This is a genomic window from Jeotgalibacillus malaysiensis, assembly GCF_044789845.1.
In the GTDB taxonomy this organism is placed as follows: Bacteria; Bacillota; Bacilli; order Bacillales; family Jeotgalibacillaceae; genus Jeotgalibacillus; species Jeotgalibacillus malaysiensis_A.
Genome location: NZ_CP085252.1, coordinates 1,814,572 through 1,829,483 on the forward strand (window position 1 = coordinate 1,814,572; position 14,912 = coordinate 1,829,483).

Sequence of the window (14,912 nt, forward strand, 5' to 3'; positions counted from 1 at the left end):
AAACCGGTTGTTTTCACTATTTCACAGCTGCATGGATCAGACTTTCAATCTCAGATTGCAGTTTTTTATATTGAAGATCAACAATTTTACTGCCGACAATCACACCATCCCCATAGGATGACACTTCCTTTACCTGTTCAGGTGTTGATATGCCAAAGCCTGCAAGGACCGGCACTGAACTGTAATTTTTTAATCTGCTGATAAAGTTTTCAAGCTTATCGCTGATATTTGCGCGCTCGCCTGTTATCCCTGTTACTGACACTGCATATAAGAAACCCTCGGATGCTTCAGCAAGTCTTTTAATTCTTTCTTCAGGACTCGTGAGCGTCACCAGCTGAATCAGTGCGAGATCTGTTTTAGATATAAATGGCTGGATCAATGCGTTTTGCTCATAAGGCAGGTCTGGTATGATCAGCCCTGAAACGCCTGCTTTTTCAATGTCCTGAAATACGCCGGATAACCCATACTTGTATAAAGGGTTAATATAAGTCATCAGTACAATTGGAACCGTTAGTGTTTCTTTCATGGCAGAGAGCGCACCAAGAATCTTTGATAATGAAGCCCCGTTTTTCAATGCCCTTTTCCCTGCTTCCTGAATCACCGGACCATCAGCAGCCGGATCTGAGAAAGGAATACCAAGTTCAATCACTGTAGCACCGCTTTCCTGCAAAAAGAGCAGCTGATCTTTTAGTTCTTCAATTGAAGGATCACCAGCCATAATATAAGGAACAAATGCTTTAGCTCCCTGATCATTTACTTTTTCAATTGCTTGTTTGATTGCTGATTTTCCCATTACTTCTCATCCTCCAGCGCCGCTTTAACTGTATTCACATCTTTGTCTCCGCGTCCTGACAGACAGATTACGATTACATCCTCAGGACTTCCCTTTTTAGCTCTTTTTACTGCCTCAGCTACAGCATGGGCACTTTCTAATGCAGGGATAATCCCTTCAGTTTTTGACAGCAGCTGAAGTGCATCAAGCGCTTCTTTATCTGTAATTGACTGATACTGCACTCTTTTTATTTCGTGAAGATAGCTGTGCTCAGGACCTACTCCCGGGTAATCAAGGCCTGCTGATATCGAGTGTGCTTCCTGAATCTGACCATCTTCATTCTGAAGTAGATACATAAGAGACCCATGCAGAATTCCGACTTCTCCGGCAGTGAGTGTTGCTGCGTGTTTATTTGTATGGATACCGGATCCGGCTGCTTCCACGCCAGTCAGCTTCACATCTGTTTCATTGATAAATGGATAGAACATACCGATCGCGTTACTGCCTCCACCAATACAGGCAATGATTTCGTCCGGCAGACGCCCTTCTTTTTCAAGGATCTGTTTTTTCGTTTCATGCCCAATCACACTTTGAAAATCACGAACCATTTCAGGGAAAGGATGAGGTCCGAGTACTGACCCGATAATGTAATGAGTATCCTCTACATTTGCGACCCAGTATCTCATTGCCTCATTCACTGCATCCTTCAGTGTGCCGCTGCCCTGGGAAACCGATTCAACTCTAGCCCCAAGAAGCTCCATTCTGAAAACATTTAATTCCTGTCTTCTGATATCTTCTTCTCCCATAAAAATAACGCAGTCCAGATTGAGGAGTGCACAGACTGTCGCAGTCGCTACACCGTGTTGTCCCGCTCCGGTTTCTGCAACAATTTTCCGTTTACCCATTTTTACAGCGAGCAGCGCCTGGCCGATTGTATTATTAATTTTGTGTGCACCGGTATGGTTCAGGTCCTCTCTCTTCAGATAGATCTTTGAACCGCCTACTTTTCTGGTCAGATTTCCAGCGTAATAAAGTGGGGTTTCACGCCCTACGTAGTCTCTGAGGTAATCGTTTAGCTCACGCTGAAATTCAGGGTCTTCCTTCGTTTCTTTGTATGCTTTTTCCAGGTCGATAACAGATTGCATCAGTGTTTCAGGGACAAAGCGTCCACCGAATTGACCAAACTGTCCGTTAAGATCCGGTTGCGTATATAACGTCATATTAACAGCTCCCTTTTGCTTGTTTAATAAAAGCAGTGATTTTTTCATGATCTTTCTTACCTGCTATTTCTACTCCGGATGATACATCGACACCAAGCGGAGAGGTTTCAGTGATTGCCCTGCGTACATTTTCAGCAGTTAATCCTCCTGCAAGCAGCACTTTCTGTCCACTGTCTTTAAGAATGGACCAGTCAAATGTATGGCCGCTCCCGCCCCGGTAATCCGCCCCGGGTGCATCTGCCAGAATATGTGCGACATCAAACTGATTCATCCTTTCAATATCAGATTGATCTGATATACTGAATGCCTTAATCACAGGCTTTGGCATCAGTCTGCAAAATTCAGGGGACTCATCACCGTGAAGTTGAATCATATCAAGATTTGCAGCAGCAACTGCTTTCATCACTTCTTCAGCTGAAGGATTTACAAACACGCCAACCTTCTTCACGGAATGCGGCACTAAGGCACCGATTTCTGCTGCATGACTGTAAGTAATTTGTCTCCTGCTGTCTGCAAATACAAAGCCGATATAGTCAGCTCCGCTTTCAACCGCTGCCGCCACATCTTCCTGATTCATTAAGCCGCAGATTTTAACGAGCATGTGAATCACTCTTTAATGGAACCTGTAATGATCTTAATAACCGCCCGGTATCAGCAGCCTTCATCAGTGATTCACCTACAAGTACTGCTGAAGCACCTGACCTGGCTGCAGTTTCTGCATCATCTGCTGTAAAAATGCCACTTTCACTGACAAAAGGCAATCCTCTGGACGTAATGATCCTTCCAAGGTCTTCACTGACTTTAAGATCGACTTCAAATGTTTTCAGGTTACGGTTATTCACACCGATGATATCTGCTTTAGCTGATAACGCACGCTGAAGTTCCTCTTCATTGTGGACCTCTGTTAAAACAGAAAGATTTAGTTTTTTTGCATGATGATTCAGCTCATGAAGCTGCATATCTGACAGAGCAGCTACAATCAGCAGAATAATAGATGCGCCTGCATTAGCGGCTCTGTCAATCTGTTTTTTATCGATCATAAAATCTTTACACAATACCGGAATATTTACTGAATCAGCTACTGCTTTAAGATCATCAAAAGTCCCTTGGAAAAATGATTCATCTGTCAGAACCGATATAGCTGAAGCACCGTTTTCTTCATAAAGCTTCGCCTGTCTGACAGGATCCATATCAGGGTTAATGATGCCTTTTGAAGGAGATGCACGTTTAATTTCAGCAATCACATTCATGTGCTTGCTTTTTTGAATGTTAAATGGCAGCGGCTTAATATGATCCGTGGCATATTCAGCTTTATAGTGAACTAATTCTTCTTTTTTCTTATCAATGATTTTGTCGAGAATTGTCAATCAGACCACCGCTTTCTTCTTACTGAAATCAATTAGCTGATTCAGTTTATTTATAGCCGATTTTGAATCAATGCTTTCTTCAGCTTTTGCTACACCATTTTTAATCGTTGAAACCTGACCCGCAGCAAACAATGCAATTCCTGCATTAAGTAAAACCGTCTGACGGAATACTGACTCTTCTCCTGAAAGAACAGAAAGAAGAATATTTGCATTTTGTTTTGAATCTCCGCCTTTAATCATTTCATTCGGTACGACTGATAAACCAAGCTCTTCCGGATGAAGAGTGAATTCCTTAATCTGGTCTCCTTCAAGAAGTGCAAGATAATTAGTACCTGCTAATGATGCTTCATCCATGTGACCGGCACCATTCAGTACAACACCTCTTTTTCTTCCTGTCTTCTTCATTGCCAGTGCCATTGTATGAATCATGTCCCGGCGGTAAATGCCAATGAGCTGGGATGAAAGGTTCACTGGATTTGTCAAAGGCCCGATCAGATTAAAAATGGTTGGGACACCGAGTGCTTTTCTGGCCTTCATCACATTTTTGATCCCGCTGTGAACGTGAGGTGCAAATAGAAATGTAATCTGATGCTTCTCAAGCATTTCTTTCGTTTCATTTTTATTAAAGTCCAGCCTTACACCGAGATGCTCAAGCACATCTGCACTTCCGGTTTTACTTGAAATGCTTCTGTTGCCGTGCTTTGCAACAGGAACTCCGGCTCCTGCAATCACAAATGCAGCGCAGGTACTGATATTAAAACTCTGGGAGCCGTCACCGCCAGTTCCGCAGTTATCAATGATGTTTTCTGCAGTCGTTTCATACGTACCTGCAATTTCTTTTACCGCAGTGACAAGCCCACTGATCTCATCTGATGTTTCGCCTTTTTCTTTAAGGGAAAGAAGAAAGCGCTGAATTTCTTCCTGCGGTGTCTCCGGGTCAAACATCTGTCTTCCTGCCTCTGTCATTTCACTTTCTGTTAAGTGAATACTCTGCTCAACTAGCTCAATATACTTTCTCATCTAAACTCTCTCCTTTGCTGTTATAAACTCCGTACACATCTTTAATAGCTCTTTACCTTCATCGGTTCCAATTGATTCCGGATGAAACTGAAGTCCAAGTACAGGATATGATGTATGCAGGACAGCCATAATTTCGTTGTCATCTGTTGAATAGGCAATCGTCTCAAGACAGTCCGGAAGCGTCTTGTGATCAATAACAAGTGAATGATATCTCATCACTTTTTTATCACCTTCACCAAAAATATCCGGTCTTGCATGCTCTATCACAGATTCTTTAGCATGCATAATATTCTCTGCTCTAATAACATCTGCGCCATACGCAGCACCAATTGCCTGGTGGCCAAGGCAGATACCGATAATCGGCACCTCAGGTCCAAGTTCCTGAATTGTTTCAATGCATTTCCCGGCCTGATCCGGGTGCCCGGGACCTGGTGAAAGAACAATTAAATCAGGCTGACTTTTTCTCAGCTCATCTATTGTGAAAACATCATTCCGAATGACTTTCACTTCATCATATTCACTTAAATACTGATAGAGGTTATAGGTAAATGAATCATAATTATCAATTAAAAGAATCATCGTCCCACCTCCAGCAGTGATTTTGCTTTATTTAAAGTCTCTTCGTATTCACTTTCAGGTACTGAATCATAGACAATTCCTGCACCTGCCTGAACATGTGCGACCTGGTCCTTAATCACCATTGTTCTGATCGCAAGGGCAAAATCAAGCGCTCCATTAAATCCGGCATAACCTACAGCGCCTGCATAAACCCCCCGTTTTACCGGTTCAAAATGGTTGATCAGCTGCATCGCCCGTATCTTTGGGGCACCTGATACTGTTCCTGCCGGCAATGCTGCGATTAGTGCATCAAGACCGTCAATCTCAGGTTTTAAAATACCTTTTACTTCTGAGACAATGTGCATCACATGCTGATATCTTTCAATCACCATAAATTTTGATAGAGAAATTGACCCGGTCTCGCATACTCTACCAAGGTCGTTTCTGCCAAGATCAACAAGCATTTTATGTTCCGCACATTCTTTTTCATCGTTTAACAGCTCTTCAGCCAGCTGCTGATCCTGAAGTTCTGTTTTTCCTCTTTTTCTTGTTCCGGCGATCGGATTTGTTGTCACCTGTCTGCCGTTTACCTTGATCAGACTTTCAGGCGATGCACCAAGAACAGTGTAGTCTTCAAAGTCAATGTAAAACATATATGGAGACGGATTATCTTTTCTTAAATTTCGATAAAAAGAAAATGGTGAACCATTGAATGGTGCGCTCAGGCGCTGAGAGAGCACTACCTGAAATATATCTCCTGCCCGTATATATTCTTTTGCTTCTTCTACATATTTTTCATACTGTGCTTTTTTCATATTGGATTTGTATTGCAGCACTTCAGTTTTTTCAGGCTGAGGATCAACACTGCTGAAATCAAAAATCTGATTAATCAGTTCATCTATTTGTAATTCAAGCTCTTCAACTGACCTTTTTCCTGATGGATCAAAAGTAAATATGGTTACCTCATGTCTTTTATGGTCATAACTGACGATCGTACTGTAAAACATCAAATGTGTATCCGGCATCTTCAATTGATCATCAGGCGCAGAACCGATATTTTCATAGGATGCGGCTTCATCGTATCCGATATAGCCTATTGCACCTCCGGCTACCGGGCTTTGATCAGTTTCTATACGGTAGTATTCAAGTATTTTTTTTAGCAGTGAGATTGGCTTCTCTGTGCCGGTATTTAAGTCATTAAGCTGTGATATCATCACTGCTTCTCCCTGAACGCCTGTTAACTCAGCGAATGGGTCAGCAGCAATAAATGAATATCTGCCGGACTCTTCATGCTTCAAAGAACTCTCAAGCAGGCATTTCTTACTTCCTTTGATGCTTTGAAAAATTGAAATGGGTGTCAGTGCATCTCCGACAACTTTTCTGACTGCATATCTCTTCTCTTCTGAACTCATCTCTCTCACCTCATTAAAATTAAAAAACTCCGCACAGGAATATCCTGTACGGAGGACGGTTTTTACCGCGGTGCCACCTCTATTGAAGCAAATGCTTCCACTCGACATGCTGTAACGTACATGAAACGGATTCACTCACAGGTCCATTCTGTCAGTGCAACAGTCCTGCTTTCACCAGCCGCAGGCTCTCTTAACTGTGCTTACTGCATACTCTTCCTGATCATCGTTTTTGAATATAAAAAAGCTTCCTGTCCTGTAAAAAAGGACGGGAAGCCCGTGGTACCACCTTCATTGATTTCATTAAGAAACCCACTCATTGCGGGACATAGTGTCTCCGCCGTCATATATCAGTGACGAACCGCCTGTTCCTACTGTATTCAGACAGGTGCTCTGGAGTCCATTCATACTCATTCTTTACTGGTTTTCACCAACCACCAGCTCTCTTGAAAAGAGATAAGCATTACTACTCTCCGTCATTGCGTTAATTTAATGTTGTAAATGATCATAAAACGGATTGGAAAAAAAGTCAACACTTAAAGCTTAATTATTACATAATTCAGATTCTATCAGTTTTGTCGTAATTGTAGCTCCGGCTGTAAAATGTTAAGGTGTTCTTTTGCTGCTTCAGCCATTTTATTATAAGCTTCATCTTCATTCGTTCCAACTTGTTTCAGAATTTCAGCGTAACCCTCCTCATTAAGGGACAATTCTAACGTGTGAGTAAATGTTGCATTCCCAATGAGATCAATATGATCATACTGTCCGTTTTCACCGTGAACGACACATTTTACACGGCCTCCGTCATTGAAAATATTGATCGGCTCACCTGGCTGACGTTTTCCTGCAATGACCTGGACCAGGCTTGATGATGACATGGCAGTTCCACAGGCATTAGTAAATCCTACTCCTCGTTCAAAGGTTCTAACAAAAAATTCACCTTCTGTCAGTTCGACTACATAACTGACATTTACGCCATCAGAAAACCATTTATTATCACTGTTAAAAGAAGTTGCAAGTTTTTCCTGGCTGTCTGAGTTAATGAGTTCAACTGAAACATTCGTGATAATATGCGGGTTAGGCACAGCAATTGCAGTATACAGACAATCTTTTTCCCATTCAGGAACGGGCGCCAATATTAATTCTGTTTTATCTGAGATCTTTAAAGGCAGTGATTCCAGGTCAAACAAAATCGGGGAAATTTCCACAGAAAACGTTGGGATATCTCCATACAATTCATCAACCTGCTCTACTTTCAGGACGGCTTTCATCGTTTCCACTTGAAAAGATTCAACATTATCTCTTTCAGCAATATATCTCGCAGCACACCTAAGGCCATTCCCACACATTGAAGCTTCTGATCCATCAGAATTAAACACTCTCATTTTCGCCTGGGCTTTAATGCTTTCTGAAATAAATAGAATGCCATCTGTCTGAGTTTCATCACACAATTTTTTCGTCCATGCGGCTCTGATCTCATCTGAAAGTTTAAATTGGATATCTTTTTCATCTATTATGATAAAATTATTTTTAGATCCATGTGACTGAATTGCTGGAATCATGCAGTACAGCTCCTTATTATTAACGTTGTTTTTAAATACAATGACACAAATAGTGAAAACGTGCAATCGAACAGGGGGAATTTCATGAATCAGGATGATGTAAAATTCCGCTTTGAAGTACTTGAAGTAACGGAAATAGAAAACGGTTTTCAGATAAAAGTAGATGTGCAAATCAGGTGGTTGAAGGAGTCAGTCTATCAGGGACCGGTTCGTGTAGACATGAACACGATTGGGATCTTCCCTTCACCTGCAGACATTGCAACAGCATCTCCTTTTAAAGGGGTTCGGGGTAAGCTCGGTGCTGAGATCAAGCGATATATCAGAATCCAGAGGAAATTTATTCCGGAACTCGTCAAATAAAAACAGGGACCCGCTAAACGGATCCCTATTTTATATTTATTTTTAAATTCCCGGCAGAAAATGCAGAATAAAATAAACCAGGAACAGAATTGAAATAATCAATAAAGGAACAGTTACCTCTCTCCATTTTCCAGTAACGAACTTTAATAATGGATAAAGGATAAATCCGATCGCAATACCATCAGCAATACTGTAAGTGAAAGGAATCATCACAATCAACATAATAGATGGAATCGATTCTGTGAAATCTTCCATATTCATATGTCTCATCTGCTGAATCATTAATATCCCAATGATGATCAGAATAGGTGCAATCGCGTGATCGGGAATATAGCTCATAAATGGTATAAACGCTGCTGAAGCGATAAACAATACACCTACAGTGAGTGTTGTCAGTCCGGTTCTTCCGCCGGCTGCCATCGAAGCGGTTGATTCAACTGTTGAAACAGTTGGACTTGAGCCGAGTATACCTGAACTGAAAGCTGACAATGCATTCGCTTTTAGCGCGCCTGAATATTTTTCAGGTCGTTTAATAAAGTTTGTATGTCCGTGCACGAGACCGATATTTTCAAAGACGAGCACCATTGTCATTGAAAATACAGCGATCCAGAAAGGAATCTGCAGCCAGCTGTCAAATGAAAGCTGGAACCAGACAACAGAATCTGCTGACAATTCAGCGCTTCCTGCGCTTTCAGGAGTAATGTTCATCAAAAAGGCAAGACCAGTTCCAAAAAGAATGGTCCATAAAAAGTGGCCTGGTACATTTTTAATAAATAGAACCAGCGCTACCAGCAGTGTAATGATGGTTGCCAGTGTTTGAGGTTCATTAAAATGTCCAATTGCAAGGATTGAATTTTCCCCCTGAATCACGAGAGATCCTTTTTCTAGCCCAATTAATAGTAAAAAGAATCCAAGCCCAACTGTAATAGCATCTTTCAATGACTGGGGAATGGCTTCACTCAAAACACCTGACAGTTTTGTGAAGGCGACAATCACAAATAAAACGCCTGAAAATGTCACGATCGTTAAAGCTTCCTGCCAAGTAAAGCCCATAGATTGAACCAGCGTATAGGTGAACATTGCGTTAATCCCCATACCTGGAACTAAAATAATCGGTGCCTTTCCGATGAATGCCATCAGTATACAACCTAATGCACTCACAGCAATCGTTGCGATCACAGCACCTTCAAACGGCATACCGGATTCTGATAAAATCAGTGCATTGACTGCTACAATGTACACGATTGTAAAAAACCCGATGACGCCTGCGGTCACTTCCTTTTTAACTGAAGTGCCATGTTGTTCTAACTCAAAAAATCCTCCTGATTTCATTATATAGCCTGCCTTTGCAAGCGCCCTCTCCCTACCCGCTCAAACCGTTAGACGGCGAGCCACAAGAGTTTATTATACGATGTAAAAGTGTTGCTGTCATCCTTTTCGCGTGAAAAAACCGGCTATCAGATTGATAACCGGTAAAAGTTCTTAAACATCCATTCTTTTAAACAGGCTGGCCATTTCGATCGCAGCAGTAGCTGCTTCCCAGCCTTTGTTCCCGGCTTTTGTTCCAGCGCGTTCTATTGCCTGCTCAATTGTGTCAGTCGTCAGCACACCGAAAATAACCGGCATTCCTTCGTCAAGTGCTACTTTGGCAACACCTTTTGATACTTCGTTACTTACATATTCAAAATGCGGTGTAGCGCCTCTGATGACTGTGCCAAGTGTGATGACAGCATCATATTTCCCTGACTTTGCCAGTCGCTGTGTAACGACCGGGATTTCAAACACACCAGGTACCCATGCAACGGATACGTCAGCTTCTTCTACGCCATGTCTTTTAAGCGCATCCTCTGCCCCGCTTAATAACTTACCTGTAATAAATTCATTAAATCTGCTTACTACAATTGCAACTTTTAATCCTGATCCTGATAAATGACCTTCATATACTTTTTTCATTGATGATTCCTCCTATAGATTCAGCATGTGTCCAAGCTTGGATTTTTTTGTTTCAAGGTATTTTGCATTTTGTTCTTTGGTTGGCATCTGAATGGCTACACGGTCTGTCACTTCAAGTCCATAGCCTCTGACACCTGCAATTTTTCTCGGATTATTCGTTAACAGCCTCATTTGTGTGACACCCAGGTCTTTCAGAATCTGTGCGCCAATTCCATAATCTCTGAGGTCGGCTGCAAATCCAAGTTTATGATTTGCTTCAACGGTATCCAGCCCTTCTTCTTGAAGCTTATATGCTTTCAGTTTATTGACAAGGCCAATGCCCCGGCCTTCCTGACGCATATACAAGAGGATTCCGTTACCTTCACGCTCAATTTGAGACAATGCTGCGTACAGCTGAGGTCCGCAATCACAGCGGTTTGAACCGAATACATCTCCAGTCAGACATTCTGAATGAACCCTGACCAGAACTGGTTCTCCAGCTTTAATATCACCTTTAACTAATGCAACATGCTCCTGCCCGGTCAGAATCTCAGTATAGGCTACTGCCTGGAATTCACCGAACTCAGTAGGCATGAATGTTTCAACTTCTCTTTTCACAAGCTGTTCTTTGTTTCGTCTGAATGCGATCAAGTCTTCAATCGTGATCAGCTTCAAATCAAACTTCTTAGCGATTTTTTGCAATTCAGGTACACGCGCCATTGTTCCGTCTTCATTAATGATTTCACAAATCACACCTGATGGTTTTGAGCCGCTTAACACTGCCAGGTCAACAGCTGCTTCAGTATGGCCGGCTCTTTTCAAAACGCCTCCCTTTTTTGCGACAAGTGGAAATATATGACCTGGACGCTTAAAATCAGCCGCTTTTGCATCTTCATCAATTAATGCTCTTACCGTTAATGCTCTTTCAGGCGCACTGATTCCGGTTGTGGTGTCTTTGTGATCCACACTGACTGTAAAAGCTGTACCGTGTGAGTCAGTGTTCGTATCAGTCATGGGTTTCAGCTGAAGCTCTTCTGCACGTTCTTCAGTAATAGGCGTACAGACCAGTCCCCGGCCTTCAGTAATCATAAAATTGATCATCTCAGGTGTTGCTTTTTCTGATAACCCGATAAAATCCCCTTCATTTTCACGGTCTTCATCGTCAACTACAATGACCGGCTTACCATTTCTTAGATCCTCTAAAGCTTCTTCAATTGTATTGAACATATCATCATGCCTCCTGTGTCTTTACATAAACCCATTCTCTCTCAGATAAGATTCATCTATTCCAGTAGATTGTGGCTGTATTAAGTTTTGAACATATTTTGCAATCATGTCACATTCTATATTTACTATACTGCCAGGCGATTTTGAGGCGATGATTGTGTCGTCAGCCGTCTGCGGAATCAATGAGATCATAAACGCATTCTTTTGGACATCAAATACGGTTAATGAAGTTCCATCCACTGCAACTGAACCTTTCATCATAAAGTATTTGATCAGCTCCTCAGGTACTTGAATATAAATATATATGGCATTTTCTTCTCTTTTCATCGATTGTATAACGCCAGTACCGTCTACGTGTCCACTTACAAAGTGTCCCCCGAACCGTCCTACTGCAGCCATTGCACGTTCAAGGTTCACTTTTGACCCTTTTTTTAATTCATGCAGCGTTGTGGATTTCATCGTCTCAGGCATGACATCCACTGAAAATTGGTGCGCTGAGAGGTCTGTGACGGTCAGACACACGCCATTAATGGAAATACTGTCGCCGATTTTAGCGTCATCCAGAATTTTATAGCACTCAATTGTCAGGATCATAGAATTTTTGCCTTTTTGCAGGTTGTGAACTGTCCCTACTTCTTCAATTAAACCGGTAAACATTTATTCATCTCCCTTTGGAATTGCAATGATCTTAAGGTCAGTGCCAACCATCTCTGTGTGAACAATCTGCATGTTTTGTGCTTGATCCATGTGCTCGATACCAGTACCGCCTATAACCCCTTTAGCATTATGACCAGTAATCATTTTTGGGGCTATATAAGAGATGAATCTGTTCACTGCTTTTGAATGTATAAATGAGGCGTGGATTTCGCTTCCACCTTCAACATAAACAGAATGAATCCCCAGTCCGAACAGATAGGTCAATACTGACTGGATCTGAATTGAATCCTGTTTCATTCTGTAAACAGATACATTTTTAAGTTGATTTAAATTAAATTCTTTATCGCGGTCCGCATTTTTTCCGCATATCACATGAACCGCTGATTCTCCGTCATGCAGAAGTTTTGAGTGAATTGGAATTGAGAGCTGAGTATCAAGTATAACTCTATGCGGGGATACTCCGCCTTCCGAAAGCCTGACCGTTAATGAAGGATCATCATATTTAACTGTATTAACGCCTACTAGAATGGCATCATGCAGATGTCTGTCGCGATGAACATCTTTTCTTGCTTCCGGACCGGTCACCCATTTACTGTGCCCGGTATTTGTTGCAGTTTTTCCATCAAGTGACATCGCTGTTTTCAGGGTCACGAATGGTTTTTTATGCTTCATTGCATGAAAGAAGTATTCATTCAGTGCATCGGTTTCTGTCTGACACACACCGGTCACCACTTCTATTCCGGCATCTATTAATTTATTTATACCCTGACCTGACACTTTTGGATTCGGATCAGTACTGCCGATCACAACTTTGCTTATTTTCTTATTTATAATCAGATCGGCACATGGCGGTGTTTTGCCATAATGAGAACATGGTTCAAGCGTTACATATATGGTTGCACCTTCTGCCTGATCTCCAGCCATCTGCAATGCATGGACCTCAGCATGTGCCTCTCCGGGCTTTAAATGAGCACCCATGCCAATTACTTTTCCATTCTTTACAACTACACTGCCAACTGCAGGGTTTGGAGAAGTTTGACCCTGCGTTGCCTGAGCAAGACTAATTGCTGTTTTCATCCATTTTTCATACAACTACACCATCTCCCGGTAACGACCATACGTATATTGAGGAATAAACACAAAAAACTCCCGCTTCTGACGGGAGTTTGATCATGACGAAATAAGCGTTCAACACATGTGTTAAAACGCAATTCCTTTCTCCCATCCAGACTATAACTGTCGGCTTTGGAATCTCACCAAATCCACCGGTAACACCGGGTCACGGACTAAGAGCAGCTGCTCATCACCGCCGGTAGGGAATTTCACCCTGCCCCGAAAGGTACGTTATTTTATTGTCTTACTATTATGTCGGATATCTCTTATATTTGTAAAGGAAACAGTACTCAAATTAGTATTCTTTCTGAAAATTCTTTTCTCTTAATATTGATTCAAGTAAAATTAAGTTATAAATCGTATACTCAGGAGGGCTGTCACATGAAGATTTTACTTAAGGATGCTGTTGTCTATCCAATTACTTCTTCAATGATTCAGTATGGTGATGTTTTAGTTGAGAATGGCATAATTAAAGAAGTAAAAGACACCATAATAGGACATCAGGATGCAAAAGTAATCGATTGCTCGGGACAGCATTTGACTCCGGGCCTGATTGATGTACACACTCATCTTGGACTTTATGATGAAGGAACAGGATGGGCGGGAAATGACGCGAATGAATCGATTGAGCCGATGACCCCTCACATTCGTGCAATCGATGGTGTTTATCCGCTCGATGAAGGTTTTTTAAATGCCCGGTCACACGGGGTTACGACAGTGAATATACTGCCGGGGAGTGCGAATGTGATCGGTGGGATTACTGCGATTATTAAAACGAATGGGAAAACAGTTCAATCTATGATCGTAAACCCGGAATCCGGCTTGAAAATGGCGCTGGGAGAAAATCCGAAACGGATGCATTCAAATGGTTCTAATGATTCGATCACCCGTATGGGAATTATGGGGATGCTAAGAGAGCAGCTCTACCTTGCAAAAAACTTTGACGGCACAAATGACCTCCGGTTAAGTGCACTTCAAAAAGCTTTAAGCCGGGAAATACCGGTCAGAATTCACGCTCATCGTGCAGATGATATTGTTACTGCAATCCGGCTTGCTGAGGAATTTGATCTGGATCTGAGGATCGAGCATTGTACAGAAGGACATCTGATTACAGATGAAGTGAAACGCTCCGGAGCAAAAGTATGTGTAGGCCCTACATTTACCAGAAAATCAAAAGTAGAGCTTAGAAATAAATCTTGGAAAACGTATCAGGTACTCCATGACGCCGGAATTGAAGTATCCATTACTACAGACCATCCCTATACGCCTATTCAATATTTGAATGTCTGTGCAGCGATCGCTGTGCGTGAGGGATTATCTATTCAGGCAGCACTTGAAGCCATTACCATTAATCCTGCAAAAAACCTTGGAATAGGCGATAAAATCGGCAGCATTGAGCCTGGAAAAGAAGCTGATTTGGTACTCTGGAGTGAGCATCCACTGCATTTTATGTCTTCACCTGTATTCACGATGATCAAAGGGGATATTGTCTATCAGGACCAGAAAAAATAATTTTCAAATAAGGCAAAAAAACTATTCTCAAATGCACATTTTTTTTGTATGATTTAGATGCAAATATGTAGAAGAAACTAAATAAGTTTACGATACAAAGATGCCATAAGACTGTCATATGAGTCTGTTATGGAGGGAAGGCAAATGGTGCGCCACCAGCTGATCAGCTGGTTCTAGTGGGTTCGATTCCCACCCCGAAATTT

At 41.9% G+C, this 14,912-nt stretch carries 15 protein-coding genes, 1 riboswitch and 2 other annotated features; of the genes, 2 read left to right on the top strand and 13 right to left on the bottom strand.

Features of this window, described 5'->3' with window-relative positions; all coding sequences use genetic code 11:
- Window positions 1-16: 16 nt before the first annotated feature.
- The 8 genes from trpA to dapF form a co-directional block, all read right to left on the bottom strand.
- A complete protein-coding gene (gene trpA / locus LG330_RS09780) occupies window positions 17-793 on the bottom strand; it encodes a tryptophan synthase subunit alpha (protein WP_404403327.1) in 777 nt (258 codons plus the stop codon).
- Window positions 793-1,992, bottom strand: coding sequence for a tryptophan synthase subunit beta (trpB, locus tag LG330_RS09785; RefSeq protein WP_404403329.1), 1,200 nt, complete (start codon window positions 1,990-1,992; stop codon window positions 793-795). Before trpB ends, trpA begins: the two co-directional genes overlap by 1 nt.
- Window position 1,993: 1 nt before the next feature.
- Window positions 1,994-2,593 (bottom strand): phosphoribosylanthranilate isomerase, encoded by a 600-nt coding sequence (locus LG330_RS09790; RefSeq protein WP_404403331.1) that lies wholly within the window; start codon window positions 2,591-2,593, stop codon window positions 1,994-1,996.
- Window positions 2,583-3,359, bottom strand: coding sequence for an indole-3-glycerol phosphate synthase TrpC (gene trpC / locus LG330_RS09795; RefSeq protein WP_404403333.1), 777 nt, complete (start codon window positions 3,357-3,359; stop codon window positions 2,583-2,585). Before trpC ends, LG330_RS09790 begins: the two co-directional genes overlap by 11 nt.
- On the bottom strand, window positions 3,360-4,379 hold the full coding sequence (gene trpD, locus LG330_RS09800) for an anthranilate phosphoribosyltransferase (protein ID WP_404403335.1): 1,020 nt from the start codon (window positions 4,377-4,379) through the stop codon (window positions 3,360-3,362).
- Complete coding sequence (locus LG330_RS09805; protein WP_404403337.1) at window positions 4,380-4,958, bottom strand: anthranilate synthase component II; 579 nt, start codon at window positions 4,956-4,958, stop codon at window positions 4,380-4,382.
- Window positions 4,955-6,349: an anthranilate synthase component I gene (trpE, locus tag LG330_RS09810; protein ID WP_404403339.1), complete on the bottom strand. Its 1,395-nt coding sequence runs from the start codon at window positions 6,347-6,349 to the stop codon at window positions 4,955-4,957. The genes LG330_RS09805 and trpE overlap by 4 nt, the downstream gene beginning before the upstream one ends.
- A gap of 48 nt (window positions 6,350-6,397) precedes the next feature.
- Window positions 6,398-6,582: a binding site (T-box leader), on the bottom strand.
- Window positions 6,583-6,607: 25 nt separating this feature from the next.
- Window positions 6,608-6,835 (bottom strand) — a binding site (T-box leader).
- An 80-nt stretch (window positions 6,836-6,915) separates the two neighbouring features.
- A complete protein-coding gene (gene dapF / locus LG330_RS09815; RefSeq protein WP_404403341.1) occupies window positions 6,916-7,908 on the bottom strand; it encodes a diaminopimelate epimerase in 993 nt (330 codons plus the stop codon).
- An 84-nt stretch (window positions 7,909-7,992) separates the two neighbouring features.
- Between dapF and LG330_RS09820 the strand changes: the two genes are divergently transcribed.
- Window positions 7,993-8,268: a hypothetical protein gene (locus LG330_RS09820; RefSeq protein WP_404403343.1), complete on the top strand. Its 276-nt coding sequence runs from the start codon at window positions 7,993-7,995 to the stop codon at window positions 8,266-8,268.
- 42 nt (window positions 8,269-8,310) lie between these two features.
- Here LG330_RS09820 and LG330_RS09825 read toward each other — a convergent pair whose 3' ends face one another.
- The 5 genes from LG330_RS09825 to ribD form a co-directional block, all read right to left on the bottom strand.
- Window positions 8,311-9,600: an NCS2 family permease gene (locus tag LG330_RS09825; RefSeq protein ID WP_404403345.1), complete on the bottom strand. Its 1,290-nt coding sequence runs from the start codon at window positions 9,598-9,600 to the stop codon at window positions 8,311-8,313.
- 150 nt (window positions 9,601-9,750) lie between these two features.
- A complete protein-coding gene (gene ribE, locus LG330_RS09830; RefSeq protein WP_039809230.1) occupies window positions 9,751-10,221 on the bottom strand; it encodes a 6,7-dimethyl-8-ribityllumazine synthase in 471 nt (156 codons plus the stop codon).
- Between the two features lie 12 nt (window positions 10,222-10,233).
- Entirely contained in the window at window positions 10,234-11,427 is a 1,194-nt protein-coding gene (locus LG330_RS09835) for a bifunctional 3,4-dihydroxy-2-butanone-4-phosphate synthase/GTP cyclohydrolase II (RefSeq protein WP_404403347.1), read from the bottom strand.
- A gap of 21 nt (window positions 11,428-11,448) precedes the next feature.
- On the bottom strand, window positions 11,449-12,084 hold the full coding sequence (gene ribE, locus LG330_RS09840) for a riboflavin synthase (protein WP_404403349.1): 636 nt from the start codon (window positions 12,082-12,084) through the stop codon (window positions 11,449-11,451).
- A complete protein-coding gene (ribD, locus tag LG330_RS09845; RefSeq protein WP_404409555.1) occupies window positions 12,085-13,161 on the bottom strand; it encodes a bifunctional diaminohydroxyphosphoribosylaminopyrimidine deaminase/5-amino-6-(5-phosphoribosylamino)uracil reductase RibD in 1,077 nt (358 codons plus the stop codon). It abuts the gene before it with no gap.
- Between the two features lie 132 nt (window positions 13,162-13,293).
- A riboswitch (FMN riboswitch) is annotated at window positions 13,294-13,428 on the bottom strand.
- 150 nt (window positions 13,429-13,578) lie between these two features.
- Here ribD and LG330_RS09850 point away from each other — a divergent pair.
- Window positions 13,579-14,709 carry an amidohydrolase gene (locus tag LG330_RS09850; RefSeq protein ID WP_404403351.1) on the top strand — a complete coding sequence of 377 codons (1,131 nt, stop codon included), beginning with the start codon at window positions 13,579-13,581 and terminating at the stop codon, window positions 14,707-14,709.
- The last annotated feature ends 203 nt before the right edge of the window (window positions 14,710-14,912 follow it).

Coding starts and splice junctions, on each gene's coding strand:
- LG330_RS09820 (WP_404403343.1), top strand. CDS start 7,993: ATGAATCAGGATGATGTAAAATTCCGCTTTGAAGTACTTGAAGTAACG.
- dapF (WP_404403341.1), bottom strand. CDS start 7,908: ATGATTCCAGCAATTCAGTCACATGGATCTAAAAATAATTTTATCATA.
- LG330_RS09825 (WP_404403345.1), bottom strand. CDS start 9,600: ATGAAATCAGGAGGATTTTTTGAGTTAGAACAACATGGCACTTCAGTT.
- LG330_RS09850 (WP_404403351.1), top strand. CDS start 13,579: ATGAAGATTTTACTTAAGGATGCTGTTGTCTATCCAATTACTTCTTCA.
- ribD (WP_404409555.1), bottom strand. CDS start 13,161: ATGAAAACAGCAATTAGTCTTGCTCAGGCAACGCAGGGTCAAACTTCT.
- trpE (WP_404403339.1), bottom strand. CDS start 6,349: ATGAGTTCAGAAGAGAAGAGATATGCAGTCAGAAAAGTTGTCGGAGAT.
- LG330_RS09835 (WP_404403347.1), bottom strand. CDS start 11,427: ATGTTCAATACAATTGAAGAAGCTTTAGAGGATCTAAGAAATGGTAAG.
- LG330_RS09790 (WP_404403331.1), bottom strand. CDS start 2,593: ATGCTCGTTAAAATCTGCGGCTTAATGAATCAGGAAGATGTGGCGGCA.
- ribE (WP_404403349.1), bottom strand. CDS start 12,084: ATGTTTACCGGTTTAATTGAAGAAGTAGGGACAGTTCACAACCTGCAA.
- LG330_RS09805 (WP_404403337.1), bottom strand. CDS start 4,958: ATGATTCTTTTAATTGATAATTATGATTCATTTACCTATAACCTCTAT.
- trpA (WP_404403327.1), bottom strand. CDS start 793: ATGGGAAAATCAGCAATCAAACAAGCAATTGAAAAAGTAAATGATCAG.
- ribE (WP_039809230.1), bottom strand. CDS start 10,221: ATGAAAAAAGTATATGAAGGTCATTTATCAGGATCAGGATTAAAAGTT.
- trpD (WP_404403335.1), bottom strand. CDS start 4,379: ATGAGAAAGTATATTGAGCTAGTTGAGCAGAGTATTCACTTAACAGAA.
- trpB (WP_404403329.1), bottom strand. CDS start 1,992: ATGACGTTATATACGCAACCGGATCTTAACGGACAGTTTGGTCAATTC.